Annotated in this window: 22 protein-coding genes; 13 read left to right on the forward strand and 9 right to left on the reverse strand. The window is 71.5% G+C overall.

Annotated elements, in window-relative coordinates:
- Nucleotides 1-27 precede the first annotated feature (27 nt).
- From ACIREE_RS38100 to ACIREE_RS38130, 7 genes are all read left to right on the forward strand, one after another.
- A complete protein-coding gene (locus ACIREE_RS38100) occupies nucleotides 28-1,329 on the forward strand; it encodes a beta-ketoacyl-[acyl-carrier-protein] synthase family protein (RefSeq protein WP_404163168.1) in 1,302 nt (433 codons plus the stop codon).
- Nucleotides 1,330-1,367: 38 nt separating this feature from the next.
- Complete coding sequence (locus ACIREE_RS38105) at nucleotides 1,368-3,734, forward strand: beta-ketoacyl synthase N-terminal-like domain-containing protein (protein ID WP_404163171.1); 2,367 nt, start codon at nucleotides 1,368-1,370, stop codon at nucleotides 3,732-3,734.
- Nucleotides 3,731-4,837, forward strand: coding sequence for a 3-oxoacyl-ACP synthase III family protein (locus ACIREE_RS38110; protein ID WP_404163174.1), 1,107 nt, complete (start codon nucleotides 3,731-3,733; stop codon nucleotides 4,835-4,837). The genes ACIREE_RS38105 and ACIREE_RS38110 overlap by 4 nt, the downstream gene beginning before the upstream one ends.
- A gap of 63 nt (nucleotides 4,838-4,900) precedes the next feature.
- Nucleotides 4,901-5,905, forward strand: coding sequence for an aldo/keto reductase (locus ACIREE_RS38115; protein WP_404163177.1), 1,005 nt, complete (start codon nucleotides 4,901-4,903; stop codon nucleotides 5,903-5,905).
- 48 nt (nucleotides 5,906-5,953) lie between these two features.
- Entirely contained in the window at nucleotides 5,954-7,162 is a 1,209-nt protein-coding gene (locus ACIREE_RS38120; protein WP_404163180.1) for an FAD-dependent monooxygenase, read from the forward strand.
- A gap of 41 nt (nucleotides 7,163-7,203) precedes the next feature.
- A complete protein-coding gene (locus tag ACIREE_RS38125) occupies nucleotides 7,204-8,085 on the forward strand; it encodes an ester cyclase (protein WP_404163182.1) in 882 nt (293 codons plus the stop codon).
- Between the two features lie 363 nt (nucleotides 8,086-8,448).
- Nucleotides 8,449-9,654 carry an acyltransferase family protein gene (locus tag ACIREE_RS38130; RefSeq protein ID WP_404163185.1) on the forward strand — a complete coding sequence of 402 codons (1,206 nt, stop codon included), beginning with the start codon at nucleotides 8,449-8,451 and terminating at the stop codon, nucleotides 9,652-9,654.
- Between the two features lie 93 nt (nucleotides 9,655-9,747).
- On the opposite strand, the gene ACIREE_RS38135 is transcribed toward ACIREE_RS38130, so the two are convergent.
- The 3 genes from ACIREE_RS38135 to ACIREE_RS38145 form a co-directional block, all read right to left on the reverse strand.
- A complete protein-coding gene (locus ACIREE_RS38135; RefSeq protein ID WP_404163187.1) occupies nucleotides 9,748-10,650 on the reverse strand; it encodes a glycosyltransferase in 903 nt (300 codons plus the stop codon).
- Nucleotides 10,651-10,673: 23 nt separating this feature from the next.
- Nucleotides 10,674-11,486 carry a BTAD domain-containing putative transcriptional regulator gene (locus ACIREE_RS38140; RefSeq protein WP_404163190.1) on the reverse strand — a complete coding sequence of 271 codons (813 nt, stop codon included), beginning with the start codon at nucleotides 11,484-11,486 and terminating at the stop codon, nucleotides 10,674-10,676.
- A gap of 124 nt (nucleotides 11,487-11,610) precedes the next feature.
- Complete coding sequence (locus ACIREE_RS38145; RefSeq protein ID WP_404163193.1) at nucleotides 11,611-12,237, reverse strand: dTDP-4-dehydrorhamnose 3,5-epimerase family protein; 627 nt, start codon at nucleotides 12,235-12,237, stop codon at nucleotides 11,611-11,613.
- Nucleotides 12,238-12,576: 339 nt separating this feature from the next.
- Here ACIREE_RS38145 and ACIREE_RS38150 point away from each other — a divergent pair, with 339 nt between their 5' ends.
- A complete protein-coding gene (locus ACIREE_RS38150; protein ID WP_404163196.1) occupies nucleotides 12,577-13,281 on the forward strand; it encodes a hemerythrin domain-containing protein in 705 nt (234 codons plus the stop codon).
- A gap of 63 nt (nucleotides 13,282-13,344) precedes the next feature.
- On the opposite strand, the gene ACIREE_RS38155 is transcribed toward ACIREE_RS38150, so the two are convergent.
- The 4 genes from ACIREE_RS38155 to ACIREE_RS38170 form a co-directional block, all read right to left on the reverse strand.
- Nucleotides 13,345-14,331, reverse strand: coding sequence for an aldo/keto reductase (locus ACIREE_RS38155; protein ID WP_404163199.1), 987 nt, complete (start codon nucleotides 14,329-14,331; stop codon nucleotides 13,345-13,347).
- A gap of 56 nt (nucleotides 14,332-14,387) precedes the next feature.
- Nucleotides 14,388-15,392, reverse strand: a complete 1,005-nt coding sequence (locus tag ACIREE_RS38160) for an NAD-dependent epimerase/dehydratase family protein (RefSeq protein ID WP_404163202.1) — start codon at nucleotides 15,390-15,392, stop codon at nucleotides 14,388-14,390.
- Between the two features lie 65 nt (nucleotides 15,393-15,457).
- Nucleotides 15,458-16,855 carry an NDP-hexose 2,3-dehydratase family protein gene (locus ACIREE_RS38165; protein ID WP_404163205.1) on the reverse strand — a complete coding sequence of 466 codons (1,398 nt, stop codon included), beginning with the start codon at nucleotides 16,853-16,855 and terminating at the stop codon, nucleotides 15,458-15,460.
- Between the two features lie 45 nt (nucleotides 16,856-16,900).
- Complete coding sequence (locus ACIREE_RS38170) at nucleotides 16,901-17,371, reverse strand: nuclear transport factor 2 family protein (protein WP_404163143.1); 471 nt, start codon at nucleotides 17,369-17,371, stop codon at nucleotides 16,901-16,903.
- Between the two features lie 201 nt (nucleotides 17,372-17,572).
- Between ACIREE_RS38170 and ACIREE_RS38175 the strand changes: the two genes are divergently transcribed.
- Nucleotides 17,573-17,992, forward strand: coding sequence for an ester cyclase (locus ACIREE_RS38175; protein WP_404163208.1), 420 nt, complete (start codon nucleotides 17,573-17,575; stop codon nucleotides 17,990-17,992).
- Nucleotides 17,993-18,067: 75 nt separating this feature from the next.
- Here ACIREE_RS38175 and ACIREE_RS38180 read toward each other — a convergent pair whose 3' ends face one another.
- Together ACIREE_RS38180 and ACIREE_RS38185 are read right to left on the reverse strand one after the other, a co-directional pair.
- Complete coding sequence (locus ACIREE_RS38180) at nucleotides 18,068-19,237, reverse strand: glycosyltransferase (RefSeq protein WP_404163211.1); 1,170 nt, start codon at nucleotides 19,235-19,237, stop codon at nucleotides 18,068-18,070.
- Between the two features lie 105 nt (nucleotides 19,238-19,342).
- A complete protein-coding gene (locus tag ACIREE_RS38185; RefSeq protein ID WP_404163214.1) occupies nucleotides 19,343-20,815 on the reverse strand; it encodes a DHA2 family efflux MFS transporter permease subunit in 1,473 nt (490 codons plus the stop codon).
- Between the two features lie 328 nt (nucleotides 20,816-21,143).
- Between ACIREE_RS38185 and rfbA the strand changes: the two genes are divergently transcribed.
- The 4 genes from rfbA to ACIREE_RS38205 all read left to right on the forward strand — a co-directional run bounded on the left by rfbA (nucleotide 21,144) and on the right by ACIREE_RS38205 (nucleotide 25,871).
- A complete protein-coding gene (gene rfbA, locus ACIREE_RS38190; RefSeq protein ID WP_404163217.1) occupies nucleotides 21,144-22,040 on the forward strand; it encodes a glucose-1-phosphate thymidylyltransferase RfbA in 897 nt (298 codons plus the stop codon).
- Nucleotides 22,041-22,072: 32 nt separating this feature from the next.
- A complete protein-coding gene (rfbB, locus tag ACIREE_RS38195) occupies nucleotides 22,073-23,074 on the forward strand; it encodes a dTDP-glucose 4,6-dehydratase (protein WP_404163220.1) in 1,002 nt (333 codons plus the stop codon).
- 149 nt (nucleotides 23,075-23,223) lie between these two features.
- On the forward strand, nucleotides 23,224-23,577 hold the full coding sequence (locus tag ACIREE_RS38200) for a hypothetical protein (protein ID WP_404163222.1): 354 nt from the start codon (nucleotides 23,224-23,226) through the stop codon (nucleotides 23,575-23,577).
- Nucleotides 23,574-25,871: a TOMM precursor leader peptide-binding protein gene (locus ACIREE_RS38205; protein WP_404163225.1), complete on the forward strand. Its 2,298-nt coding sequence runs from the start codon at nucleotides 23,574-23,576 to the stop codon at nucleotides 25,869-25,871. Before ACIREE_RS38200 ends, ACIREE_RS38205 begins: the two co-directional genes overlap by 4 nt.
- Nucleotides 25,872-26,006 lie beyond the last annotated feature (135 nt).

The following is a 26,006-nucleotide window of genomic DNA, read 5'->3' on the forward strand; positions in this document are numbered from 1 at the left end:
ATCCCACGAGGAGACGGAGGAGCACCGATGAGCGGCACCGGACGCCAGGTCGTCGTCAGCGGCATCGGCCTGCTGACCGCCCTGGGGGAGGGCCCTGAGGCCAACTGGAAGGCGATGGTCGCGGGCGAGTCGGGGATCGGCCCGATCCGGGCCTACGACCCGTCGCCGCTGCAGACCCGGCTGGGCGGCGAGATACCCGACTTCGACGCCACCCGGTTCGCCAGCAAGCGCCAGCTGCGCACCATCAACCGCGGCGACCGCCTCGCGCTGGCCGCCGCCCGGCTCGCCCTCGACGACGCGGGCCTGCCGCACAACCAGGCCGGGGGCGATGAGCTCGGCCACCGGGCCGGCCTCTATCTCGGGGGCAACAAGTCGATCGGCCGCATGGACCAGCTGATCGAGGAGCTGAAGGTCATCCGCCGCCCGGACGGCCGGGCCGACCTGGCGCACCTCGGCCGGCACGCGGACGTCATCATGCCGCCGCTCTTCTTCGTCGAAGGACTGCAGCCCGGCGCGGTGTTCAACATCTCGCAGACGTACGGCATCCGCGGCGCCAGCGCGTTCTTCGCGGGTGGCGCCGACGCGGGGGCCACCGCGATCGGCCGGGGCATGCGCGCGGTGCGCCGCGGGGACGCGGACATGGTGATCGCGGGCGGCTACGAGGACGCCACCGACTGGTGGGCGATGACGCTGCTCGACCGGCTCGGCGTGCTGACCACGCGCAACGAACTCGGGCAGGCGGCGTACCGGCCCTTCGACCGCAAGCGCAGCGGAGCGGTCCCCGGCGAGGGAGCCGCACTGCTGGTACTGGAGGAGAAGCAGGCGGCGCTGCGCCGCGGCGCCCGTATCTACGCGGAGCTGACCGGCTTCGGCGCCGGCCACGACAGCGGTACGCCCCCGACGCCCGACCCCCAGGGCCGGGGCCTGTCCCGGGCGGTGCGGCACGCGCTGCGGGACGCCCGGCTCTCCGCGGACGACCTCGGTTACATCGCGGCCGACGGCTCGGGCACCCGGCTCGGTGACGCCTCGGAGAGCACGGGACTGCGCACCGCGCTCGGCGCGGCCGCCGCGTCCGTGCCGGTGAGCACCGTGAAACCGCAGACGGGTCACCTCGTCGGCGGCGCCGGTGCGCTGAACGCCGCCGTGTGCGCGCTGGCCCTGCACAACGGGGCGCTGCCCGCGACGCTCAACCTCGACAACCCCGACCTGGCGTGCGCTCTGGACCATGTCCGCGGCAGCGCCCGGGAGGTCAGGCCAGCCCACGCGATGGCGCTGGCCCGGGGCATCGAGGGCCAGGCCGTGGCCCTCAGCCTGTCCAGGCCCGCGTGAGCGGCCCAACAGGCCTATCCAGAAAGGGAAGCAGAGGCATGAGTGTCGTTCCTGACCAGGCCGTCCGCGTCGTGATCGCCGCCGTCGGCGCGATCACCTCGCAGGGCGGTTCTGCCGAGGCCCTGTGGGAGGGGGTGCGCGCGGGGCGGATCGCGATCTCGCCCGTGCGCGGCCTGCCCATGGACGGCTATCAGACCACCGTGGGCGGCGAGATCACCGAACGCCCCTCCCCCGCCTACGACTACGCCCCGGGCTCCGATGTCCGTGACTCCTCCGTGGACTTCGCGCTGACCGCCGCGGAGGAGGCCATGGCCGCCTCGGGCCTGACGGTCGGCGCGGACATCCCGGCCGAGCGCTGGGGCGTCTCGTACGGCACCTGCCACGGCGGCTGGCGCAGCGCCGAACTCGCCCTGCGCGCGGTCCAGGAGGGCCGCACTCCCGACTGGCGCCGGTACACGTTCGTACCGCCGCAGGCCGCCGCGGAGGCGCTGTCGGCCGCGTTCGGCCTCAAGGGTCCGGTGCTCAGCGCCAATACGGCCTGCGCGTCCAGCGCGCACGCGCTGGCCCACGCCCTGGACGTGATCAGGGCGGGCCGCGCGGACGCGATGCTCGTGGGCGGCAGCGACGCCTTCACCGAGTCGGCGTTCGCCGGGTTCAGCAGCCTGGAGTCGCTCTCCGTGCAGCCTGCCGCCCCTTACTCCAAGGGCCGGTCGGGCCTGTCGCTCGGCGAGGGCAGCGGCATGCTCGTGCTGCTGTCGCAGGAGGCGGCCGAGCGGACCGGCGCCCCGGTCGTCGCCGAGGTGCTGGGTTACGGCCTGTCCGCGGACGGCCACCACCCGACGGCGCCGCACCCCGAGGGGGAGGGCGCGGCGCGGGCGATCCGGGCGGCGCTCTCGTCCTCGGGCCTGACCCCCGACGACGTCCGGTACGTCAACGGGCACGGCACCGGCACGCAGAAGAACGATGCGGCGGAGAGCAACGCGGTGCGTGCCGCGTTCGGCGACGCCGCCGAGAAGACCTCGCTGTCCAGCACCAAGTCACTGATCGGCCATCTGCTCGGCGGTGCCGGTGCGGTGGAGGGCATCGTCACGGTCCTCGCGCTGCGCGACCAGGTGGCGCCGCCCACCGCCTCCTTCGCCGGGGAGGATCCGCAGTGCGGTCTCGACCCGGTGGCGGGGGCGGGCCGCCCGATGGTGTTGGACACCGCACTGTCCAACAACTTCGGGTTCGCCGGGGCCAACGCCACGGTCGCCTTCGCCCGCCCCGGCGGGCCCGCCGTGCCGGCTCCCGACTCCGGTCCCGACGACGTCGTGGTCACCGGCTTCGGTGTGATCACCTCGGCGGGCGAGGGCGCCGAGGCGCTCTGGGACGCGTACGCGGCCGGGCAACAGCAGGGTGTTCCCGAGGACGGACTGCGCCTGGCCCGGGTCGAGTTCGATCCGTCGGCCGCGGGCACCGCCCGGGAGCGCCGGCGCATGGACCGGGTCTCCCAGCTCGCCGTCGCCGCGTGCAGGGCCGCCCTGGAAAGCGCGGACGCGCACGGCGACGCGGCCGCCACGGCCGCCACCGGCGTGGTGGTCGGCACCGGGATCGGGCCGATGGAGAGCAGCGAGCGGTTCACCGCGCCGGTGCTGTCCGGGGGCGCGCAGGCCGCGAACCCGGCCGTGTTCCCGGCCACCGTGTACAACGGTGCGGCCGGTCAGGTCGCCATGGCCCTCGGAACCAAGGGGCCGACGTCGACGCTGACCTCGGGCCACGCGGCGGGCGCCGCCGCGCTGGGCGCCGCGTACGACATGCTGCGCACCGGTCGCGCGACGCGCATCCTCGTACCCGCGGTGGAGGCCTTCTCGCCGGGCACGCTGGACGCGTACCGCGGCATCCCGCTGTTCGGTACGGCGGCCGGGCGCCGGTACACGCTCGCCGAGGCCGGCATCACGCTGGTCCTGGAGCGCCGGGAGAGCGCCGAGCGGCGCGGTGCCCCGATCCATGCCGTGGTCCTGGGCCACGCGACCGTCTCGGACGCCTGCGGCGTCGGCCGCTGGGACCCGTCGGGCGAGGGTGTGGAGCGGGCGATGCGCGCGGCGCTCGACGGCGCCGGGCTGCGCCCCGACGACGTCGGGGCCGTCTGGGCGAACGCGGCGGGTCTCGCCGCCGCCGACCGTCCCGAACGGGCCGCCGTGGAGCGGGTGTTCGACCTGGACCGGGTACGCCTGGAGACCCCGAAGCGGGTGCTCGGCGAGCCGGCCGGCGCGGGCGCCCACCTGTCCGCGGTCCTCGCCGTCGGCGCCTGGCGCGACGGCCGCACCCACCGCCCCGTCGTGGTCAACAGCTCGTCCCTCGGCGGCACCCACACCTCGCTCGTCCTGTCCCCCGCCCCCCTGCACGCAACGGAGTCCGGCCGATGACCACCGCGTACGACGTGAAGATCCTCTCCACCGGCGGCTACGTGCCCGGTGAACCGCTGGACAACGCCGCGCTGGAGAAGTACGTCGGGCCGCTGCCCGACGACGTCCTCGAGGGAATCCAGGTCAAGACCCGGTACTGGATGATCGACCCGGCCACCGGCGAGCACGTCATCAACAACAGCCGGATGGCCGAGCGGGCCTCCCGCCAGGCCCTGGAACGGGCCGGTCTGGAGCCCGGCGACGTCGACCTGATCGTGGTGTGCACGGCGACGCCGGAGTACACGCTGCCCAATGTCGCCACCACCCTGCAGCACTATCTGGGTCTGGAGAGCGCCGCCGCGATCGAGATCCGCGGGGCCTGCGCGGGCTGGGTGCAGGCACTCGACCTGGCCAGGCGGCAGCTGTCCGACGGGACGGCGCGCACCGCCCTCGTGGTGGGCAGCGAGTCCGTCTCGCCGCTGATGGCGCCGCTCTTCCTGGGCAAGGACGCGGCACGCGTGCGGATGCGGGACCGGCTGACGCTGTACACGTTCGGCGACGGCGCGGGAGCCGTGGTGCTGCGGGCCGAGGCCACGGACGACTCCACCGGCGCACAAGCGGACCCGTCCACCTTCGTCAATGCCTGTGTGGGCGGCCTGCGCAAGCCGGGGATGGAGATCATCGGCGGCGGTACGGACGTGTCGCAGGCGGAGCAGCTGCGCCGCCGCCAGCTGATCCAGATGAAGATCGACGTGCCGGGCACCTCGTCGTTCGGGCCGCAGGTGTTCGTCCGCGCGATCCAGGAGCTGACGCGCAAGGAGGGCCGCCCGCTCGACGAGTTCGACGCGATCGTGCTGCCGGAGGGCAACGCCGACTACTTCGCCGGCGAGTACGAGAGCGCCGGTCTGACCGCCGAGGAGAACCAGGCGCTCACCGGGCGGATCGTCGAGAACCTGGCCGACGTGGGGGCCACCGGTTCCGCCGCGGTGCCGCTGTCCCTGGACGCGGGCTGGACCTCGGGGCGCATCCGCCCCGGCCACCGCGTCGTGCTGCTCGGCATCGAGGCCAGCCGGTACGTCTACACCGGCCTCTCGGTGACCTGGCAGGCACCGGCCCCGGCCTGAACGGTTCCCCAGCACGTCGCAGCCCATTCAGACGTAATGCTTGATTCCAAGGAGACACATCGCATGGCAATCGGATACCGCACGCTGGGAAAGCCCGGCCTCGACGTCTCCGCCCAGGGGCTCGGCTGCATGGGCATGACGATCGGCTACGGCGAAGCGGACACGACGGAAGCACTCGCCACCATCCACCGGGCGCTGGAGCTCGGCGTCACCCTGCTCGACACCGCCGACATGTACGGCCCGTTCGGCAACGAGGAGTTGATCGGCCGTGCCGTGGCCGGGCGCCGCGACGAGGTCGTGCTCTCCTCCAAGGTGGGCAGCGAGATCGACGAGAACGGCCAGCTGACGTGGCGGGCCAACGGGCGCCCCGACTACATCCGCCGGGCGATCGAGGGCACTCTGCGCCGCCTGGGCACCGACCACCTCGACCTCTACTACCTGCACCGGGTCGACCCCGAGGTCCCCGTCGAGGAGTCCTTCGGCGCGCTCGCCGAGCTCGTCGAGGCCGGACTCGTCCGCCACCTCGGGGTCTCCGAGGCGAGCCCCGAGAGCATCCGGCGGGCCCACGCGGTGCATCCGCTGACCGCCGTACAGACCGAGTACTCGCTGTTCACCCGCGACGTCGAGGAGAACGGCGTGCTGGAGACCACGCGCGAGCTGGGCATCGGCTTCGTGGCCTACAGCCCGCTCGGCCGCGGCTTCCTGACCGGCACCATCCGCGACACCACCGACATCCCCGACGGCGGCTTCGACTTCCGGCGCATCGCGCCCCGCTTCGAGGGCGAGAACATCCGCCGGAACCTGCCCGTGGTCGACCAGCTCAGCGATCTCGCCGCCGCGTCCGGCACCACCGTGACCCGCCTGGCGCTCGCCTGGGTGCTCTCCCGCGGCCAGGACGTGGTCGCCATCCCCGGCACCAAGCGCCGCACCTATCTGGAGGAGAACGTCTCCGCGAGCGACGTACGGCTCACCGACGACGTCCTGGCGGCGATCGACTCCATCGCCCCGTACGGCATCACGGCCGGCGAGCGCTACCCGGCCAAGGAGATGCCCACGCTGAACCGCTGACGCCCCGTCTCCACGCAAGCCATCCGCCCCCACTCCCGGGAGAAAGACATGTCCGCACAAGCACCCCGGCCCATCCGCCGGGTCCTGATCGCCGGCGGCGGGCTCGGCGGCATCGCCACCGCTCTGGCCCTCCAGCAACAGGGCATCGAGTCCGTCGTCTTCGAGCGCGCGCCCGAACTGCGCGACGGCGGCGCGGGACTGCACATCTTCACCAACGGCATGCTCGCCCTGGCCCACCTCGGACTCGCCGAGCAGGTCACCGCGATCGCCCCCGTCCAGTCCGTGTGCCGCTTCTCGACCTCGTCCGGCCGGGCCATCGGCACGTATCCGGTGGGCGAGTTCATCGAGCGCTACGGGCAGCCCACGGTCGCCATCGGCCGCTCCGACCTGCACGGCATCCTGCGCGACGCCGTGGACGCGCCCATCGTCACCGGCGCCGAGGTCACCGGGTACACCGAGCACGCCGACGGGGTGAGCCTGCACTTCGCCGACGGCACCTCCGAGGAAGGGGACCTGCTGATCGGCGCCGACGGCGTCCACTCCGCCGTACGCGCCGGCCTGCTCGGCTCCCAGCCGCCCGACTACACCGGCTACATCGCCTGGCGCGGTCACGCGAAGATGAGCCCCGAGGAGTTCGAACCCGGCAGCTTCCAGGCCCTGTTCGGCCCCGGCACCCGCTTCACGTACTACGACATCGCCCCCGGCGTCGTGCACTGGATGAGCGTCGCCAACGGCCCCGCGGGCGGACGCGACAAGGGCACCCCCGAGCAGACCCTGGACATGCTGCGTGCCCGGCACGCCGGCTGGGTCGACCCGGTGCGGCGGATCCTCGACGCCACCGTGCCGGAGAGCATCCTGCGCGGCGACGTGGTGGACCGCAAGCCCGACCCGGTCTGGGGACGGGGCCGGGTCACCCTGCTCGGCGACGCCGCGCACGCCGTCAGCTTCAACATCGGGCAGGGCGCCTGCTTGGCCGTCGAGGACGCCCTCGTGCTGGCCGAGCACCTCGCCGCGCCCGGGGCCACCGTCACCGAGGCGCTGCGCGGCTACGAGGCCGAGCGGCAGCAGCGCACCCGACCGATGCAGCTGCTCGCCCACCGCATCGGTGTGATGGGCGCGTTGCAGAACCCGGCCGCCATCTGGCTCCGCGACCGGGTGCTGAAACTCGGCTGGTCCCGCACCTTGCACACCACGGAGAACGAACACGTCGCCTATGCCACGCGGTGGGCCCCGAACGCCGCGCGCACCGCGGCGTGAGCGCGCTCCTAGACGCCCAGGACGATGAGAGGACTGCTGCTGTGACCACTGCGACCACCACGAACCCCGCGCTGCTGGCGTGGGAGAGCACCGAGGAACGCAACAAGGCGAGCATCCGGCGCGTCTTCGCCGAGTTCGTCAACCAGGGCGACTTCTCGGTCGTGGAAGAGCTCTACCGGCCGGACGTCGTCGACCACGAGGGCCTGCCCGGCGCGCCCCAGGGCGCCGAGGGGGTGAAGTACACCATCGGCGGACTGCGGGAAGCGTTCCCCGACTTCCACGTCACCATCGAGGACATCAGCGCGCACGGCGACATGGTCGTCATCCACAACACCTGGCGCGGCACCCACCTCGGCGACCTGCTGGGCGTCGCGCCCACCGGCCGCTCGTTCGTCTCCGTCGGCATCGTCCTCTGGCGGTTCGACGAGGAGGGCAAGATCGCCGAACGCTGGGCGCACGGAGTGTCGTCCAACCTGTTCTCCGCGCTCGGCCTGCGGATGCTGGCGCCCCGCAAGGGCGGCCGGCGCAGCGCTCAGGGCACCCGGTCCGTGGTGCGCACCGTGCCGCTGCGCAACGGCAAGCCCATGGCCTGGCACCGGCTCACCCAGGAGCTGCAGGGGCCGCGGCTGCGCGAGTACGAGGCCTCCCGGCGGCGGCTCGGCATCACCCACGAGGCGCTGCGCATCGACCCGCGGCCCCACCGGGACTACGTGATCGTGGAGTTCGAGACCGCGGACCCGGAGCGGACCAGGAAGCGCTGGGCGGAGTCGAAGGACCCCTTCGACCTGTGGCTGCGCGAGCAGATCCTCGACATCCACGGCGAGGACCCCTGGGCCGGGCCTTCCACTCCCTGCGAGTCGATCGGCCTCACCTGGACGGCGCCGCAGCGTCTTGTCCCGGAGCGCCCCGACGGGCCCCGCTGAGCGGGGCCCGGTCCGCCGACCGGCGTTCGAGCCGTTTTCCAGAGCCGACCGGCAGACTGGGGTCCTTCCCCGGCCGCCCGGACAGAGGTCTCCTGCCCACCGCGCCGGCGACGGTCGCAGGCCAGGGAGGCCCGCCCGCAGCAGGGCATCCGGACCGACGGGTCCGCGCCGCACATCCCCCGACGGCGCGGGCCCGTCGCACTGTTTTCCCCACAAAAAAAGCGATGGTGCTCCCGGTCGAGGAGAAGCCCCGATGACAGGCGTGAACGTCCCGCCCGGTCACCGTGGTCGCCCGACGGCGCCAGCCCCGTCCCGCCCCGCAGGACAGACCACCGCAGGACCTCACCCGAGAACGGAAGTCCCATGGCCGTTGACCACGTACTGACCGGCTCCGCGCCCGCCGGAGAACGCAGCCCGGGTCCCCGGGCCGCCGAAGCCGCCGAGCCGAAGCGTGCCCAGATCTCCCGGCTGCCGTCCCTGACCGGCCTGCGCTTCCTCGCCGCGCTGGCCGTGTTCGCCGCACACGCCTTCATACCGATTCCGTCGTTGCGGCTGCTGGCCGACGACCGTACCGAGTTCCGGCTGTTCCACTGGTTCGACCAGGCCGGCGGACCCGCCGTGTCGTTCTTCTTCGTGCTCAGCGGATTCGTACTGACCTGGTCCGCGCGGGACAAGGACACCACGACGGGGTTCTGGCGGCGGAGATTCGTCAAGATCTACCCGACCTACGTGGTCGCCTGGGTGCTCGCGATGATGCTCTTCGCCGGTGACTCCACTTCCACCGGGAACGCCGTCGCCAACTTCTTCATGGTCCAGGTGTGGGTGCCCGAGTACTACACCAACTTCAGTGTGGACCCGCCGAGTTGGTCGCTGGGCGTGGAGGCGGTCTTCTACCTGAGCTTCCCGCTGCTGCTGGCCGCGTTCCGGCGCGTCCCGCCCCGTCACCTGAAGTACTGGATCACCGGAGCGATCGCTGTGGTGTGGGCCACCCCGGTGGTGGCGTACACGGCGTTCCCGAAGGCCCCGCTGGTGCCCAGTGGCCAGGACCTCGCCGCCACCGCGTACTGGTTCAACTATGTGCTGCCCCCGGTCCGCGTGGTCGACTTCGCCCTCGGCATCCTGGTCGCGCTCGCGGTCAAGCACGGGCGCTGGCGCAACATCGGCATGATCCCGTCGTTCGTGCTGCTGGCCGGCGGGTACTGGCTCACGTTCCACCTGCCCGCCTTCTACGGGCAGCGCGCCACCATGATCATCCCGATCGTGCTGCTGATCGCGGCCGCGGCGACCGCGGACATCGAGGGCCGCTTCACCCTGTTCCGCAACCGCACGATGGTCTGGCTGGGCGAGGTCTCCTTCGCCTTCTACCTGCTGCACTACATCGTGCTGGCCCGGCTCCGCAAGGAGCTCGGCACGGAGTTGTACTCCACCACGGAGGGCTTCGCCCTGCTGGCCGGCGCGGCCGTCGGCGCGGTGCTGCTGTCCTGGCTGCTCCACCGGCTGGTCGAGACTCCGCTCGTGCGCCGGTTCGGCAGCTCGCGGCGCGGAGCGCGGGCGAAGGCGGCCGCCTGACCCCGCGTCAGCCACCGCGGCCGCACGGCGGCGGCGTGCCACTCCCACGGAGTGCCGCGCCGCCGCCGTCCGCCGTTCCGCGAGCCCTGCGTGTCAGCGCATCAGCGCCTCGATGTCCGGGACGAGGTCCTCGGGCCGCGGCATGCGGGCGACGGACAGGCCGAGACGGGCCGCCTCGGGCAGCACCCGGCCGCCGTTGACCAGCTCGGCGAGGTGGAAGCGCAGCCGCAGCATGCTGGGGTCGCCCGCCAGCTCGTCGGCGGAGAGACAGCGGCCGATGCCGGCCTCCTCCAGGCGCGCTCCGGCCCGCCGCTCGTTCTCCCCCGCGGGCAGCACCAGTTGGGAGATGCCGAACCGGGCCGCCGCGTACACGACCCCCTCGTCGCCGCCGTGCACGACCGCGACGCAGCCGGGCAGCAGCAGGCTCCAGGGATGGTCGTCGCCGGTCAGTTCGAGGAGTTGCAGGCCGAGGCTCTCGACGCCCTCGGCGACCCGCCGGAAGAGCCGCGCCCGGCGCCGGTCCTCCGGCCGGGACCCGACCGGCACCCCGGTGATGCAGACGCGCGGTATCAGCGCAGAGCCCGTGAGCCGGTGCGCCGGCCTGCGCGGCAGCTCGTAGGCGTCGCAGCGCACCGGCCAGGCGCCGGGCTGCGGCCGCTCCCGCAGCGGCGGCGGGCAGGGGTCGATCCAGACGGTCGGCCGCGGCGCCAACGGCGGGTGGGCGTACGGAAGGTAGCCGATCGTGGGCACCCCGGACAGGGCCGCCATGGCGGTCGACTCGGGGCACAGCGGATCGTGCACCACCAGGTCGGGCCGCCAGGCCCGGCGGAACTGCTGCGGGGTGGCCAGGACCGGTACGAGTCCGGCCCGGGCCACACGGTGGCGGGCCCGGGCCGGACAACAGAAGCGGACCTCGTGGCCGGCCGCCTGGACCGCCCTGGCGAGCAGGACGAGTCGCAGTACGGCCGGCATGCCGAGGCCTCCTGAGAACAGCACGCGCACGGTTCCTCCTTGCGGAGTCACCCGGTGAAGGTGTCGAGCACCCGCCCGGTACCGGGGTCGATGTCCAGCGCCGGATCGCCGCCGAGCACGGCCCGTTGCAGACGCTGCAGACGCTGTGAGGGTTCGATGCCCAGCTCCTCCACCAGGTGGCCGCGCAGGTTCTGGAAGACCTCCAGGGCGGCGGAGGCCCGCCCCGCCCGGTAGAAGGCCACCATGGACTGGGCGTGCAGACCCTCGTGGAAGGGATGCCGGGCGGTCAGCGCGGTGAGTTCGGTGAGCAGTTCGGCGTGGCGGCCGAGCCGCAGCTCGACGTCGTTGCGCCGCTCCAGCACCCCGAGGCGGCTCTCCTCCAGCCGCATCGCCTCGATCTCGAGCAGCGGCCCGGTCCGCACGTCGACCAGAGCGGGACCCCGCCAGAGGCCGAGGGCCTCCCGGAAGAGCTCCGCGGCCTTCTGGTTGTCGTCGCGGTCGTAGGCGCGCTGGCCGAGGGAGGACAGCCGGTCGTACTCGTGGACGTCGATGCTGCCGGGCTCCGCGTGCAGGAGGTAGCCCCCCTGCCGGGTGAGCAGCACTTCCTTGGAGCCGCCGGGTTCGCCCTGCAGCGCGTTCTCCATGCAGCGGCGGAGCTGGAGGATGTACGTCTGCAGCGTGGTGAGCGCGCTGCGCGGCGGGGCGTCCCCCCAGATCTCCTCCATCAGTGCGGAGACCGGCAGGACCTGATTGGCGTAGATGGCGAGCAGTGTCAGGATCTGCCGCGGCTTCGCCGCCGTGGGCAGGATCGGAACGCCCCTGAGCTCGGCGTCCAAAGACCCCAGAACGGAGATTCGCATGCGGCCCCCTTGTCTCTGTCGTAGGACCTCGAACTTCCCATGTGGCCCATTCGACGGACAGTGCGTCACTCCTCCTCTTCCGGGTGTCTTCGTCCCGCACTCGGTATGAACGATTCACACGCCGTCAGGAGGAGGTGGCGAGCGGGGGGCGGCCGTACAGCGCGAGGCAGTCCTCGTAGGCCGGCAACAGCCCCTTGGCCAGCGCTTCCTGGACGGTGGGCGCGGCCAGGTCGGCGTCGGTCATGACGGGCGCCTCGGTGAGCCCCCAGGGCAGGGCGAGTTCCGGGTCGAGCGCGCTGACGGTGTAGGCGGAGGCCGCCGCGTACGGCCGGGAGCTGTGACAGGCGAGGACCGTGTCGTCCTGGAGGGCGAGCCAGGCATGGCCGAAGCCCTCGGGGACGAACACCCCGGCCACGTTGTGGTGGTCGAGCCAGACCGTGTCGTGCCGGCCGAAGTCCGGGGAGCCGACCCGCAGGTCCACCACGGCGTGCACGGCGGCGCCCCGCACGCAGCCGAACAGCCTGGCGCAGCTGTCCGGGCCCGCGCTTCCGTGGACGCCGCGCAGCACCCGGCGCCGGGCGACCGACAGTTCGCTGTAGTGGATCGCGAAGGGCCGTCCGACCGCCTCCTCGACCTGGTCCTGGCGGAACGCCTCGTAGCGCACGCCGGCCTCGTCCTCGACGGCCAGGGCCGAGATCAGGAACACGTCCGGGAGGGCGAGTTCGCTGATTTCCGGGCCGCTGAGATCCATGGCGACAACGGTAGAACGTGCTGCTCAAGACCGGGTGGAGCGGGTGCGGGCACGCTTTATCGGCCTGCCTCGGGGGCCTCTCCCGTCGCAGGCCGCCCCAGGGCGGCCGGGCGGCCGGTCGCCGTCCGGTCCGCAGCGGTGGGAGCGGTGGAGTCCGGTTCCTTCGCAGGCGCAACCGGAACACCGCGAAGTACCCGCGGATTTCGGCCAGGTGATGGCCCTGCGACGCCGTTCAGCAGGCCCGTCACCGGCCGCTCAAGCAGAATTCGAGTGGCAACGGGTCAAGCTGGAGATGATCCGACTCCCGAGTCCGGTGACCCCCACGAGAGGAACACGCTCATGACCTCGTCCACGCACGGCCCGTCCCCGGCTCCCGGGAGCGACTCCGGGTACGGCGGATTCAACGCCCAGGAGATGGCGATCGTCCACCGTGCCTTCCGGCGGGAACTCAGGCTGCTCGGCGAGATGATCGCCGTGGTTCCCCCGGGGGACGTCAAGCGTGCCGAGGTCCTCGCCGAGCACTTCGCGGACCTGCGCATCGGGCTGACCAACCACCACCAGGGCGAGGACGAGTTGCTGTGGCCGCTGATGCTCGACCGGGTCGGGCCGGCCGAACGCGAGGTCATCCTGCGCATGGAGGACGAGCACGGGCAGATCGTCGAGACCCTCGACGAGGTCGCCGAGCTGGTCGCCAAGTGGACGCCCACCGCGGACGCGCAGATCCGCGACCGTCTCGTGGCCGCGGTCGAGAAGCACCGCACGGTACTGGTCGAGCACCTCGACGACGAGGAGGCACACCTGCTGCCCCTCGCCGAACGGTTCATGACCGCCAAGGAGTTCGACGCGCTGGGCGACCACTTCGCGCAGCACACCCCCAAGACCAAGCTGTTCAAGTTCTTCGGGATGGTCATGGAGGACGCCGACGAGCGCGAACGCGCGGTCATGCTCGGCAGTGTGCCCGGACCCGTCGGCCTGCTGTGGCGCCTGCTGGGCCCGCCGCTGTACGCCCGCACCCTGCGCCGCGTCCGCGGCACCGCCGCCTGAGAGCCTGTCTTTGCTGCCCCGCCGCGCATCGGCTCGGCGGGGCAGCGGCGACAGGTTCAGGGCTCAGCTCAACCAGCAGTCGGGGGCGGGACCGCCCTGGCCGAGGGGCGGGAAGAGTACGTCGAGCTCGGCCAGCACGGACTCCGGCAGCTCACACTCCAGGGCTTCGAGCGCACCCTCGACGTGCTGCTCCGTCCTCGGCCCGATCACCACGGACGTCACACCGGGGCGGGACAGCGTCCAGGCCATACCGACCACCGCCGGGTCCAGGCCGCAGTCGGCGCAGAGCTTCTCGTAGGCCGCGATGGTGTCGTGCTGCGCGTCCAGGGCTTCCGCCGCGCGGCCCTGCGCGGACTTGACCGCGGAGTTCGTGCGCATCTTGCGGAGCACGCCGCCGAGCAGGCCGCCGTGCAGCGGTGACCAGACCAGCAGGCCGAGTCCGTGTGCCTGGGCCGCGGGCATGACCTCGAGCTCCGTGTACCGCGTGACCAGGTTGTAGACGCACTGCTCCGAGACCAGGCCGAGGGAGTTCCTGCGCTCCGCGACCGCCTGCGCGGACGCGATGTCCCAGCCGGCGAAGTTGGACGAGCCGACGTAGCGCACCTTGCCCTGGGAGACCAGGAGGTCCATGGCCTGCCAGACCTCTTCCCAGCCGACGGACCGGTCGAGGTGGTGCATCTGGTAGAGGTCGATCCAGTCCGTGCCCAGCCGCTTGAGCGATGCCTCGCAGGCCGCGACGATGTTGCGGGCCGACAGGCCGTGATCGTTCAGGCCCTCGCTCATCGGGTCGCCCACCTTGGTGGCCAGGACGACCTGGTCGCGGCGGGCGGAGCTCTTGCCGAGCCACCGGCCGATGACCTCCTCGGTGTGGCCCTTGTGGACGCGCCAGCCGTAGGTGTTGGCGGTGTCGACCAGATTGATGCCCCGCTCCAGGGAGTGATCCATGAGGCGGTGCGCCTCCGGCTCCTCCACCCGGCCACCGAAGTTGACGGTGCCCAGAGCCAGCCTGCTGACCCGCAGACCGGTACGGCCCAGCTGTGTGTAGATCACGCGACCTTCTCCTCCTTCAGGGTCTTTCAGGGATGCATGCTTACGCGGCAACAGGCTCAGGACAGTTCCGCGTCACGGCCGCTGGAGCAGAACTCTGTCGTCAGGCGCAGGCCCTCCTCGAGGGACACCTGCGGTGTCCAGGCGGTGGCGGCCCGGAACGCGGAGGAGTCGACGGTCACACTCCGGAAGTCGCTGACCTCGGCGTACTCCGGCGGCTCCACGGAGACCACCGGCACCGGATCCTTGCCCGTCTGTTCGGCGACCAGCGCGGAGACCGTGGCGAACACCTCCCCGAGCGGGGCCCCTTGGCCGGTGCCGAGCAGCCAGCGCTTTCCCGCGAGGACGTCCATGCGGGGGATGGCGGCCCAGAAGGCGCGGGCGGCGTCGTCGACGTGGAGCAGGTCCCGGCGGACCGTTCCGTCGTGCCACATGGTCAGGGGCTCGTCGGCCACCGCGCGGCGCGTCATCGTGGTGACGATGCCCTTGTCCCGGGCGGTGGACCCGGCGCTGTAGCCGTACAGCGTGGTGAGGCGCAGGCAGGCGCCGCGCACCGTGCCCGCCGCGTCGGCCGCCAGCAGCAGTCGCTCCGCCTCGAGTTTCAGCCGTTCGTAATAGCCCTTGGGCCGGTCGGGTTCGGTGCCGTCCAGGACTTCCTTGTCCGTGGAGCCGGCCGCCGTGACCGATCCCGTGAACAGGACGATCGGGGGCGCCTGGGAATCGGGTCGGTCGGCGAGGGCGCGCAGCAGGTCCTGCATCAGGCCGACATGAACGCGTTCGGCGCCCGCGTCGCCGTCGGCGATGCGCCAGGTGGACGCCCCCGCGATGTACGCCAGTGAGTGGATGACGACATCGGCGCCGGCGACGGCCGCGGCCAGCTGTCCGGGCTCGGTCAGATCCGCGGAGACCACCTCGATCTCGGCGCGGGCGTCCTCGGGGACCGGGCACTTCCTGCGGGAGACGGCCCGGACACGGACCGGGTGCTGTGCCAGCTCGCGGAACACGGCGGATCCGACGAAGCCTGCGGCGCCCAGCACCACGATGAGCGGGGGGTCCACGGTCACAGCGCTGCCTCCAGCATCCGGGCGGGGTTCGGTTCCGGCGGGTCGGTCGGGGTGGCCGCCGGTGGTCAGAGAAGACATGCGGCCAGACTCCGGGCCTCGACGTTGACGTGGTATCCGAAATGAGTCAGGCGGTTGAGTTGCGCGAGCGTCATCCACCGGTAGTTGTCCGGCGCCTCGATCTCGTGGTCCTCGGGGAGCTGGACGACCTGGTGGAGCGTGTCCGCCGCGGAGAAGCGGCCGCCGTCCTCCGACTGGACGGCCTTCAGCCGGATCCAGGACTCGGGTGCGTCGAGGTACTGCGTCAGCGGCGGGAAGTCCTGGGGGCCGCGGTGGTAGCCCGGGGAGAACTGCACGGTGGGCGCGAGTTCGAGACGGTCCGTCAGGCCGGGCTGGACCATGGCCTGGACGAGGAACTGCAGGACGCCGGCCCGTCGTTGGCAGATCAGGGCCACGATGTTTCCGGCGCGGGGCTCGAGCATGGGCTGGTACCAGGTGCCGACCTCCCGGCTCGTCGCCCGGACCGACATGCCGATGATGTCGAAGATGCGGCCGTCGCGGTGGCGGATGCTGTCGTCGTCGCAGATCCAGTCGTCCATGTCCCGCAGGCTGATCCGCCTGACGTCCAGACTGAACTTCGCCTTCTGGTCGAAGAGCCAGGTCAGCGCGGAGGAGAGGTCGGCGGCCGAGGTAGGCGTCCGGTGCGACTCCATGAGCTCGCCGTGGAATCCGTCGGGCTCCTCGGCGAGCAGCGGGCTGTCGCTGCCGGCAGTGCCGTAGGCGATTCCGGAGAGCACGGTACGGGCGTTCATGTTGACGCCGTTGCCCTGGACGAGCTGCTGGCGTATCTGGCCCAGGGTGAGCCAGGTGAAGTCGTCCTCGACGGGTACGTCCTCGTCCTCGGGCACCTCGACGATCATGTTGCGGTTCCGCTTGTACAGGTACCAGAAGCCGTGCTCGGAGAGGAGTTGGTCGAACAGGACACGTCGCCGCGTGCCCTCCAGGAAGTAGTCGAGATACGGGGTGGCCCTGCCGCCGTGGACGCGCTTGTAGTTGCTCTGGGTCGCCTGGACGGTCGCCGCGTACTGGACGAAGGTGGTGTTCCCCGGCTCCATCTTCGCCTGCATGAGGAAGTGGAGCACGCCGTCGAACCGCTTGGCGAGGATCCCCAGGATGCCGATCTCCGACTGGACGATGATCGGCTGGGTCCACTGCGGCACGGGCCCGAAATCCGTCCGTACGGAGAGCCCTTCCACGGTGAAGAACTTGCCGTCCTCGCGACTGAGCCGGTCACCGAGGTGCCAGTTCGGGAGCGTGGCAAGCGGCACCCGTTCGACCTCGTACGAGGCGGACTTCTCCCGTTCCCTGAGGAAGGCGTCCGCGTCGGGGGTCAGCGGGGTCTTCGCCACCATCGCCGACGCCAGGAAGTCCTCGGTACCGTTCACCTCGGGCTGCATCCTGCTCATTCCTTTCAACGTTGCGTGCCATGACGGGCGAGCCGGCTTCGAGGGTCAGGCGAGCTGCCGGGCGAAGGTGGCCATGTCGAAGTAGAGGGTTTCGTCGATGAGGACGTCGCCGTCGAAGTGGAAGAAGATCGCCACGGGTGCGTCCACGGTCTTGCCGTGGTTGGGGATGCCGCGCCAGTCCGCTTCCTGCTTGGCCCGGAACTGCGCCTCCACGATCACCGCGGTCGGCGTGTGGTGGACATGGAACAGGCTGTGGTCGGCGACCGGGAACGCCTTCTGCAGCTCGGCGAAGTAGCCCTTCTTGATGGCCTCTTCACCGATCAGCGGGGACTCCTCGAACGGGATGACCCGGTACACGCCGCCGCGCGGGAACGTCGCTATCACTCCGTCGATGTCCCAGGCGCCCTCGGCGACGGTGTGCTCGATGACGACCGCCTCACGCCGCTTGCGCAGGTCCTCGTCGGGCTGCGGCAGGTCCGCGCCGGGCAGAGTGAACGCGTGCTCCTCGGTGGCCATGAAAACTCCTTCAGGCAGTGGCTGGTTCGGTTCGAAAACCGACGCTAAGCCGCCCCCCTCGCCTGTCCCTCGCGCTCCGCTGGAGCGCACACGCGGCGCGCGCACCGCCCGTGAACGGGCGCCTGCTCCAGGGGGATTCGACCGCGCGTGGGGATGCTTCGGCTTCACCGTTCTTCTCCCACCCCGCCTAGAGAGGCCGGCATGTCGAGGAATCACCACGCTCTCATCCAGAGCTTCGTGGACATGATCAACAGCCATGACATCAGCACCATGCCGGAGCACACCGCGTCCGGACACATCGACCACAACCCCGTGGTGGCCGACGGCATCGAGGCCAACCAGGCTTTCTGGGTCCAGGTGTTCACCGCCTTCCCGGATCTGAAGGGCGTGCTGCACGACGTCATCGTGGAAGGGGACCGGGTGGCCGCGCGCCTGGAGTACACCGCGACCCACCAGGGCACGTTCCTCGGCATACCGGCGACCGGACGCTCGGTGAACTTCCAGTCCATCGACATCTGGAGGGTGGAGGACGGGCTGCTCGCCGAGCACTGGGACCAGCTGAACATGGACGACATCTTCCGGCAGCTGGGTGTCGACCCGGCGGCGCTCGGGCAGTCCTGAACGAGCCGCGAGCCCCGCTACGCACTGTGCCCCACGCTCGGCATGAGCGTGGGGCACAGTGCGTAGCGGGGCCGTTCAGCCGACGAACTCGGAGAACCTCGCGACCGTGTCGGCCTGCCCGGGCAGGGCCGCGATCCCGTCGGCCACCCGGCGCGCCGCCTCCCGGTGCGCTCCGTCGGTCAGCAGGGCGCGCACCTCGGCCTCCACCGCCTCGGCGGACACGTCCTCGGCGAGCAGCAGGCGGCCCGCTCCGGTCGCGCGCACCGCGGGCGCGTTGCCGAGGCCGTCGCTCTCCCGCGGCAGGATCAGCTGGGGCAGCCCCGCGGCCAGCGAGGCCAGCGTGGTGCCGTGGCCGCCGTGGTGGATGACGACGGTGGCGTGCCGCAGCGCCTCGGCCTGCGGCACCCAGGGAAGCGCGACGACCCGGTCCGGCAGCTCGCCCAGTTCGGCCGGGTCCACCAGGGCGCTCGTCGCGACGAGGACCCGTACGTTCAACGGCAGCAGGCCGTCGATCGCGGTGCGCAGCAGCTCCGCGGAGCCGACCACGGTGCCGAAGCTCAGGTAGACCAGCGGGCCCTCCCCCTGGGTGACGCTCGCGGGCAGTTCGCCCGGCTCGCTGAAGGAGACGGGCCGCTGCGGGATCACCTGGACGCCCGAGGCCAGGAACTCCTGGTTCTGCACGACAGAAGGGCAGATGTCGATGTACGGGTTGCCCAGGGTCGGGTCCGGGGCGATTCTGTCGGCCACCCCCAGGTCGCTCGCCGTGGCGAACAGCTCCTGCGGGATCAGCGGGTCGGACGAGATCCGGCCGATGCTCTGGGACACGGCGGGCACGCCCGCCGCCGCGGCCGCGAAGGCGGCGCCGGGGTTGAGGCTCTCGTAGACGACCAGGTCCGGCCGGACGGAGTCGATGACCGGGGTGAGGTCCGCGAACACACTGCGCGGCAGCACCGAGCCGAACGCCTTCACCGCCAGGACCGCCAGCACCTCGGGCGGCACGTCACTGGCCTGTACGTCACCGCCGTTGGCCTCCAGGAAGGCCTGGCCGCCGGCTGCCTCTATGAACGCCTCGGGGACGGTGAGCCCGCTGGCGACCGGTCGCAGCCCCGCCTTCTCGACGATCGGGTGGAACTGCTCGTGGGTGGCGAACCAGACGTCGTGCCCGGCCTCGTGCGCCGCCTGGGCGAGCGGGACCAGGGGGAACACGTGTCCGTAGTTTCCGAGGCTTGCGAAGAGAACCTTCATGTCTCGCACGGCCTTTCTGCCGGTGGCGTAGGGGAGTTGACGTGCTGCCGACCCGCGGCCCGGCACGATGTCGTCGTGCCGGGCCGCGGGTCGGCGTACGCAATATCAGCGGGTGCCCGAGGTGGCCGGTGCGACCGCGTCCAGGACCGGTTCGACACTGAGCTGCTGCTCCTGCGCACCGGCGGGCCGGGTGGAGAAGAGCATCACGACCGCGGCGACCGCCATGGCCGCCGCGCCGACCCACAGTGCGGGTACGAAGCCGTCGACGAAGTTCTGGCCCGACGCGTAGCCGCCGTTGTGGGTGAAGACGGTGGTGAGGACGGTCACGCCGAGCGGTGCGCCCAGCTCACGGGCGGCCGAGTTCGCGCCGGACGCGATGCCCTGCTCCGAGACGTCGACGGAGCCCATCGTCAGGGTGAACAGCGGGGCGAAGAAGCAGGCGACGCCCACGCCGCCCAGGAGGAAGCCGGGCAGCTGCTCGACGTAGGACGAGTCCGGGCCCAGCACCAGTGCCCAGTAGGCGAATCCGGCGGCGAGCATCGCGAGTCCGAAGACCGCCACAGGACGGCCGCCGATCTTGTCCGACATCATGCCCGCGACGGGCGCCACCACGATCGGCATCGCCGTCCACGCCAGCATCCGCACGCCCGCCTCCGTCGGCGTCATGTGCTGGATGTTCTGCATGTACTGCGTGATGAGGAAGACCACTCCGTACATGCCGAAGGCCATCAGCAGGGCGCCGCCGTTGACGGCACTGAAGGCCCGGTTGCGGAACATGCGCATGGGCAGCATCGGCGCCTTGCTGCGCAGCTCCCACTGGACGAACGCGATGACCAGCACGGCGCCGGCCACCAGCGGGCCGAGGACCTCCGGGGAGCCCCAGCCGTCGTCGCCCGCCCGGATCAGGCCGTAGACGAGACCGAGGATGCCGAGGCTGATCAAGGCCGTGCCCGGCAGGTCGAGGCGGTTGTTCGGGCCGCGGCTCTCCTCCAGCCCGCGCCAGGCGAGCGGGGCGAGCAGCAGGCCCACCGGCACATTGATCCAGAAGATCCAGTGCCAGGAGATGTGCTGGGTGACGATTCCGCCCACCAGCGGGCCGCCGGCGATGGACAGGCCGCTGACCGCGCTGTAGATGCCGAGGGCCGCGCCCCGCTTCGCCGCGGGAACGGCATGGGTGAGCAGGGTGAGGGAGAGCGGCATGATGATGGCGGCGCCGACACCCTGGACCACGCGGGCGGCGATCAGTTCGCCGATGCCCGGTGCCAGAGCGGCCGCGGCCGACGCGGCGGTGAACAGCAGCAGACCGGTGATGAACATCCGGCGGCGCCCGAACCTGTCACCCAGGGCCGCACCGAACATCATCAGCACGGCGAACGACAGCGTGTAGGCGTTCACCGTCCATTCCAGGTCCTTCAGGCTGCCGCCGAGCTCGTCCCTGATGGTGGGCAGAGCGATGAGGACCACCAGATTGTCGAGCCCCGCCATGAAGGCGGTCAGACCCGTGATCAATGTGGCCATGCCCGGGGATTTCCCGGCCCCAGCCGTATTGCCGCCGGCGGCGACCTTGTCAGTACTCATTCAGGGATTTCCTTCCGACTTCACCCATGGGGGACAACGGTTTCGTCGCGGGGTCGGTGACAGAGCGCCGGCTCGATACGGGCGGCGCAGAACATCGCACCCGAGGCTAGGGAGCCCGACTCAAGTGCTGGTGGAGTCGCGGCCCGCGGCCGCACGGGCCCCCGCCGCGGTCGTCGCCGCCTCAAGCGCTTCTCCGCCCGCGCCCGATCGGACGGCAGCAGCATCGGGCCAGCGGGATCCGCACCGGCCGGGAAGGCCGCGGAACAGGGCCCGCTGCCGCGGTACGAGGAGAGCACCCGGCTCGAACAACAGTGAAAGGTGATCTGAGATGAAGGGCATCATCCTCGCCGGCGGCAGCGGCACACGCCTGCGTCCGCTCACCGGAGCCTTGTCCAAGCAGATCCTGCCCGTCTACGACAAGCCGATGATCTACTACCCGCTCTCCGTGCTGATGCTGGCGGGCATCCGGGACATCCTGCTGATCTCGTCCAAGGACCACTCGGACAGCTTCCGCACGCTCATCGGGGACGGTTCCCGGCTCGGCCTGAACATCTCCTACGCCGAGCAGGACCAGCCCCGCGGTATCGCCGAAGCGCTGGTCATCGGCGCCGACTTCATCGACGGCGACCAGGTCGCGCTCGTCCTCGGCGACAACATCTTCCACGGGCCACGGTTCGGGCTGCTCCTCGACGACGCGGTGCGCAAGCTCGACGGCGCGGCGCTCTTCGGCTACCAGGTACGCGACCCGCAGCGCTACGGGATCGGGGAGATCGACGAGAGGGGCCGACTGCTGTCACTGGAGGAGAAGCCGCGCCGCCCGCGCTCCAACCTCGCGGTGACCGGCCTGTACCTCTACGACAGCGATGTGGTCGGGATCGCCAAGAACCTCTCCCCCTCGGCGCGGGGCGAGTTGGAGATCACCGACGTCAACCGGGCCTACCTGGCACAGGACCGGGCCCGGCTCATCCCGCTCGGCCGCGGCTTCGCCTGGCTGGACATGGGCACCCACGACTCCCTGCTGCAGGCGGCACAGTACGTCCAGCTGATCGAGCAGCGGCAGGGCGAGTTCATCGCGTGCATCGAGGAACTGGCGCTCAACCGCGGCTTCATCACCCCCGAGCAGTGCCTGCGCCTCGGCGAGGAGATGCGGGGCACGGAGTACGGCGCCCATGTCACCGAGGTGGCGTCCCGCCGCATGCCGCAGCCGGCCGTCCGCGCCGCCTGACCTGTCCCCCGCCGACCGAGGAGTTCCGACCCATGCACCCGACCCGACCGGCCGCCCCGGCCACGACCCGCATCCTGGTGACGGGCGGCGCCGGCTTCATCGGCTCCCACTACGTGCGCACACTGCTCGGCCCCGAGGGTCCGGGCGACGTCTCGGTCACCGTCCTGGACAAGCTGACGTACGCGGGCAATCCCGCCAACCTCGACGAGGTACGGGCGCACCCGCGGTTCTCCTTCGTGGAGGGGGACATCTGCTCCCCCGAGCTGGTCGGGAAGCTGATGGCCGAGCACGACCAGGTGGTGCACTTCGCCGCCGAGTCGCACGTCGACCGGTCGATCGACGGGGGCGCCGAGTTCGTGCACACGAACGTGGTCGGCACGCACACGCTCGTCGACGCGGCGCACCTGGCCGGCATCGAGGTCTTCGTGCACATCTCCACCGACGAGGTGTACGGCTCGATCGACGAGGGCTCCTGGCCCGAGAGCCACCCGCTGCAGCCCAACTCGCCGTACTCGTCGGCGAAGGCCTCCAGCGACCTGATCGCGCTGTCGTACCACCGCACCCACGGTCTCGACGTCCGGGTGACCCGCTGTTCCAACAATTACGGCCACCACCAGTTCCCCGAGAAGGTCATCCCGCTGTTCGTGACCAGCCTCCTCGACGGCGGGAAGGTCCCGCTGTACGGCGACGGCGGCAACGTCCGCGACTGGCTGCACATCGACGACCACGTCCAGGGCATCGAACTGGTCCGCACCAGGGGCCGCGCGGGCGAGGTCTACAACATCGGAGGCGGCACCGAACTCTCCAACAAGGAGCTGACCGGCGCGCTGCTCGCCGCATGCGGCGCCACCTGGGAGGAGAGCGTCGAACGCGTGGAGGACCGCAAGGGACACGACCGCCGCTACTCCGTCGACTGCACGAAGATCAGGGAGGAGCTCGGCTACGCACCCCGCAGGAGCTTCGAGGAGGGCCTGGCCGAAACGGTGCGCTGGTACCGCGAGCAACGGAGCTGGTGGGAGCCGCTCAAGCGGTGACGGACCGGTGACGGACGGAGCTGTGGCCTCCACTTGAGTGAGAACTTCATCTGACACCGGTGAACGGGACACTGTCCGTGAGGTCTTCGACTCACGAAGAATTCCGGCCATTGGAGCACCAGCCACCACGTCAGTGAGGACCCACTCCGATGAGCCACGCCAGTGCCGCCCCCGTCATCATCCACTCGGCGCGCGTCGCCGAGGCAGCTCCCCCACGTCCGCTCTTCGTGATCGAGACCCTCGACCACTCCGCCGGCTCCACCGCGCTGTTCACCTTCTGCGCCCAGGCCCCCCAGGCCGGCAGCGTCCAGCTCACCTATACCTACGCCAGCGAAGCCACTGCGACCGACCACTCCGCCCAGTTCACCTTCTGCGCCCAGCCCGTCCCGACCGATGCCCAGTTCACCTTCTGCGCCCAGCCCGTCCCCGCCGATGCCTTCGGCGCGGGGACCGCGGCTCTCGTGGCCGTCGAGGGTGACGCGGTCGGGGGGGCCTGGATATGACTTCCGGCTCACCGCACCCCTGGAGATCCGGACCGGCCGTTCTACAGGACGGCTCAACCATCGTGGGGTTCAGACACCACCTGCGTCCCGCGATCGTCCCCGGCGAGGCGACCTACCTGGTCTCTCGCCGGGGCGTAACCACCCTGCACGGCGCCCTGGTCGACGTACTCGTTCCCCTGCTCGACGGCACCCGCTCGCTCACCGAGATCCTGCACGCCACCGCGCCCGCGCTGACCGCCGAGGAGACACAGGGCGGGCTGCAACTGCTCAGCGAGGCCGGGCTGCTCCGCTTCGAGCGCCCCGCCCCGGCCGTGACGGCCACCGACCGGGTCGCCGAGGCCTACTGGGACCTGGCCGGACTGGACGGCGCCCGGGCGGCGGCGGGCCTTGCCGGTTCCCGGCTCCGCGTCCTGCCGCTCGCCGGTGTGGACGCCGGGCCGGTGCTCGCCGCGGGCGCCGGGTCGGGCGTCACGGTGACCGAGGGGGACGCGGACCTCACGCTGGTCCTGTGCGACGACTACCTCTCCCCGGAGCTGAAGCGGGTCGACGTCGAGCACCGTGCGGCGGGCAAGCCGTGGCTGCTCGCCCGGCTGTGCGGCTACGAACCGTGGATCGGCCCGTTCTTCCGGCCGGACGAGGGCCCTTGCTGGTCGTGTCTGGCCACCCGGCTCGCCCAGCACCGCGGGTACGAGGGGCCGCTCCAGCAGGCGCTGGGGCTCGAGGGCCCGCTCGGCCGGCCGGAAGCGTCACTGCCCGCCGGTCGCGTCATGGCCGCGCAGAGCGTGGTCCTCGAAGCCGCCAAGTGGCTGGCCGGACTGCGCTACGGCGACCAGGGCTCCGTCCGTACGGTCGACACCCTGCACCTGCGGACCCGGGTCCACGCCGTGTCCCGCGTCCCCCAGTGCGCCTCCTGCGGGGACCCCGGACTGACGGCGCGGCGCGTGTCCGCCCCCTTCGTCCCCGTGTCGCGGCCCAAGTCGGGCCAGGGCGGCGGCGGTCACCGGGCGCTCAGCCCCGACCAGCTGCTGAAGCGGTACGAGCACCTGGTGAGCCCGGTCACCGGCATCGTGCCGGTCCTCGAACCCGCCCCCGGCGCACCGGAGTTCGCCACCACCTACGTGTCGGGGCGCAATCTCGCGATGCGGGAGAACGGCCTGGCCGGGCTGCGCTCCCTGAGCGGCGGCAAGGGCCTGACCGACGCCGAGGCCCGCACCAGCGCGCTGTGCGAGTCGGTGGAGCGCTACAGCGGCACCCGGCACGGCGACGAACCGGTCGTGGTGGACACCCTGCGCGCGCTCGGCGACGCGGCCCTCCACCCCAACTCCTGCCAGCTGTACGCGGACCGGCAGTTCCGTGAGCGGGACCGCTGGAACCGTTCGGGATCGCCCTTCCACCACGTGCCCGAGCCCTTCGACGAGAACCGGCCGGTGGAGTGGACCCCCGTGTGGTCCCTGACCGAGCGGCGCCGCCGGCTGCTCCCCACGTCGATGCTGTACTTCCCGTCCGGTACCCCGGCCCCGCACGGGCCCTACGCCGACTCCAACGGCAACGCGGCGGGCAGCAGTCCCGAGGACGCCCTGCTGCAGGGTTTCCTGGAGCTGGTGGAGCGGGACGCCGTGGCCCTGTGGTGGTACAACCGCACCCGGCAGCCGGCGGTCGACCTGGACGCGTTCGACGAGCCCTACATCGGGCGGCTGCGCGACGGATACCGCAAGCTGGGCCGGGAGTTGTGGGCGCTGGACCTCACCTCGGACTTCGGCATCCCCGCGATGGTGGCTCTCTCCCGGCGTACCGACGGACCGGCCGAGGACATCGTCTTCGGCTTCGGCGCCCACTTCGACCCGGCCATCGCGCTGCGCAGGGCGCTCACCGAGATGGGGCAGCTGCTGCCGGCCGTGGGCGCGGGCCGTCCCGGCGGGGAGTACGGCATCACGGACCCTCTGCCGGTCCGCTGGTGGCGCGAGGCGACGCTCGCCAACCAGCCGTATCTGACGCCCGATCCGGCCACCCGGCCGCGCACGCCCGGCCACTGGAACTATGTGGTGCGCACCGACCTGCTCGACGACGTCCTGGCCGTCACCGAACTCGTCCGCGCCAAGGGCCTGGAGCTGCTCGTCCTCGACCAGACCCGGCCGGACATCGGGATGCCGGTGGTCAAAGTGCTGGTGCCGGGGCTCAGGCACTTCTGGGCCCGGTACGCGCCGGGCAGGCTCTTCGACGTACCGGTCACGCTCGGACGCCTCTCCCGCCCGACACCGTACGAGCAGCTGAACCCGATCCCGCTCTTCGTGTGACCGTCGATTTTCGGACAGTTGAACGAGAACCGAGTGGACAGAATGAGCCAGCCCCCAACCGTGTTCTGCCTAGAATGACGCCGGTTCCATCCGAACCGCAACCGAAGACGGTGGGGGGGCTCGGACGAGAGATGG

It is taken from the genome of Streptomyces sp. NPDC102467, assembly GCF_044765445.1.
Taxonomy (GTDB): domain Bacteria; phylum Actinomycetota; class Actinomycetes; order Streptomycetales; family Streptomycetaceae; genus Streptomyces.

What these genes read in the sequence shown, in the direction of transcription:
- ACIREE_RS38100 (WP_404163168.1), top strand. Translation starts at nt 28, where the DNA reads ATGAGCGGCACCGGACGCCAGGTCGTCGTCAGCGGCATCGGCCTGCTG.
- ACIREE_RS38105 (WP_404163171.1), top strand. Translation starts at nt 1,368, where the DNA reads ATGAGTGTCGTTCCTGACCAGGCCGTCCGCGTCGTGATCGCCGCCGTC.
- ACIREE_RS38110 (WP_404163174.1), top strand. Translation starts at nt 3,731, where the DNA reads ATGACCACCGCGTACGACGTGAAGATCCTCTCCACCGGCGGCTACGTG.
- ACIREE_RS38115 (WP_404163177.1), top strand. Translation starts at nt 4,901, where the DNA reads ATGGCAATCGGATACCGCACGCTGGGAAAGCCCGGCCTCGACGTCTCC.
- ACIREE_RS38120 (WP_404163180.1), top strand. Translation starts at nt 5,954, where the DNA reads ATGTCCGCACAAGCACCCCGGCCCATCCGCCGGGTCCTGATCGCCGGC.
- ACIREE_RS38130 (WP_404163185.1), top strand. Translation starts at nt 8,449, where the DNA reads ATGGCCGTTGACCACGTACTGACCGGCTCCGCGCCCGCCGGAGAACGC.
- ACIREE_RS38140 (WP_404163190.1), bottom strand. Translation starts at nt 11,486, where the DNA reads ATGCGAATCTCCGTTCTGGGGTCTTTGGACGCCGAGCTCAGGGGCGTT.
- ACIREE_RS38145 (WP_404163193.1), bottom strand. Translation starts at nt 12,237, where the DNA reads ATGGATCTCAGCGGCCCGGAAATCAGCGAACTCGCCCTCCCGGACGTG.
- ACIREE_RS38150 (WP_404163196.1), top strand. Translation starts at nt 12,577, where the DNA reads ATGACCTCGTCCACGCACGGCCCGTCCCCGGCTCCCGGGAGCGACTCC.
- ACIREE_RS38165 (WP_404163205.1), bottom strand. Translation starts at nt 16,855, where the DNA reads ATGAGCAGGATGCAGCCCGAGGTGAACGGTACCGAGGACTTCCTGGCG.
- ACIREE_RS38170 (WP_404163143.1), bottom strand. Translation starts at nt 17,371, where the DNA reads ATGGCCACCGAGGAGCACGCGTTCACTCTGCCCGGCGCGGACCTGCCG.
- ACIREE_RS38175 (WP_404163208.1), top strand. Translation starts at nt 17,573, where the DNA reads ATGTCGAGGAATCACCACGCTCTCATCCAGAGCTTCGTGGACATGATC.
- ACIREE_RS38180 (WP_404163211.1), bottom strand. Translation starts at nt 19,237, where the DNA reads ATGAAGGTTCTCTTCGCAAGCCTCGGAAACTACGGACACGTGTTCCCC.
- ACIREE_RS38185 (WP_404163214.1), bottom strand. Translation starts at nt 20,815, where the DNA reads ATGAGTACTGACAAGGTCGCCGCCGGCGGCAATACGGCTGGGGCCGGG.
- rfbA (WP_404163217.1), top strand. Translation starts at nt 21,144, where the DNA reads ATGAAGGGCATCATCCTCGCCGGCGGCAGCGGCACACGCCTGCGTCCG.
- rfbB (WP_404163220.1), top strand. Translation starts at nt 22,073, where the DNA reads ATGCACCCGACCCGACCGGCCGCCCCGGCCACGACCCGCATCCTGGTG.
- ACIREE_RS38200 (WP_404163222.1), top strand. Translation starts at nt 23,224, where the DNA reads ATGAGCCACGCCAGTGCCGCCCCCGTCATCATCCACTCGGCGCGCGTC.
- ACIREE_RS38205 (WP_404163225.1), top strand. Translation starts at nt 23,574, where the DNA reads ATGACTTCCGGCTCACCGCACCCCTGGAGATCCGGACCGGCCGTTCTA.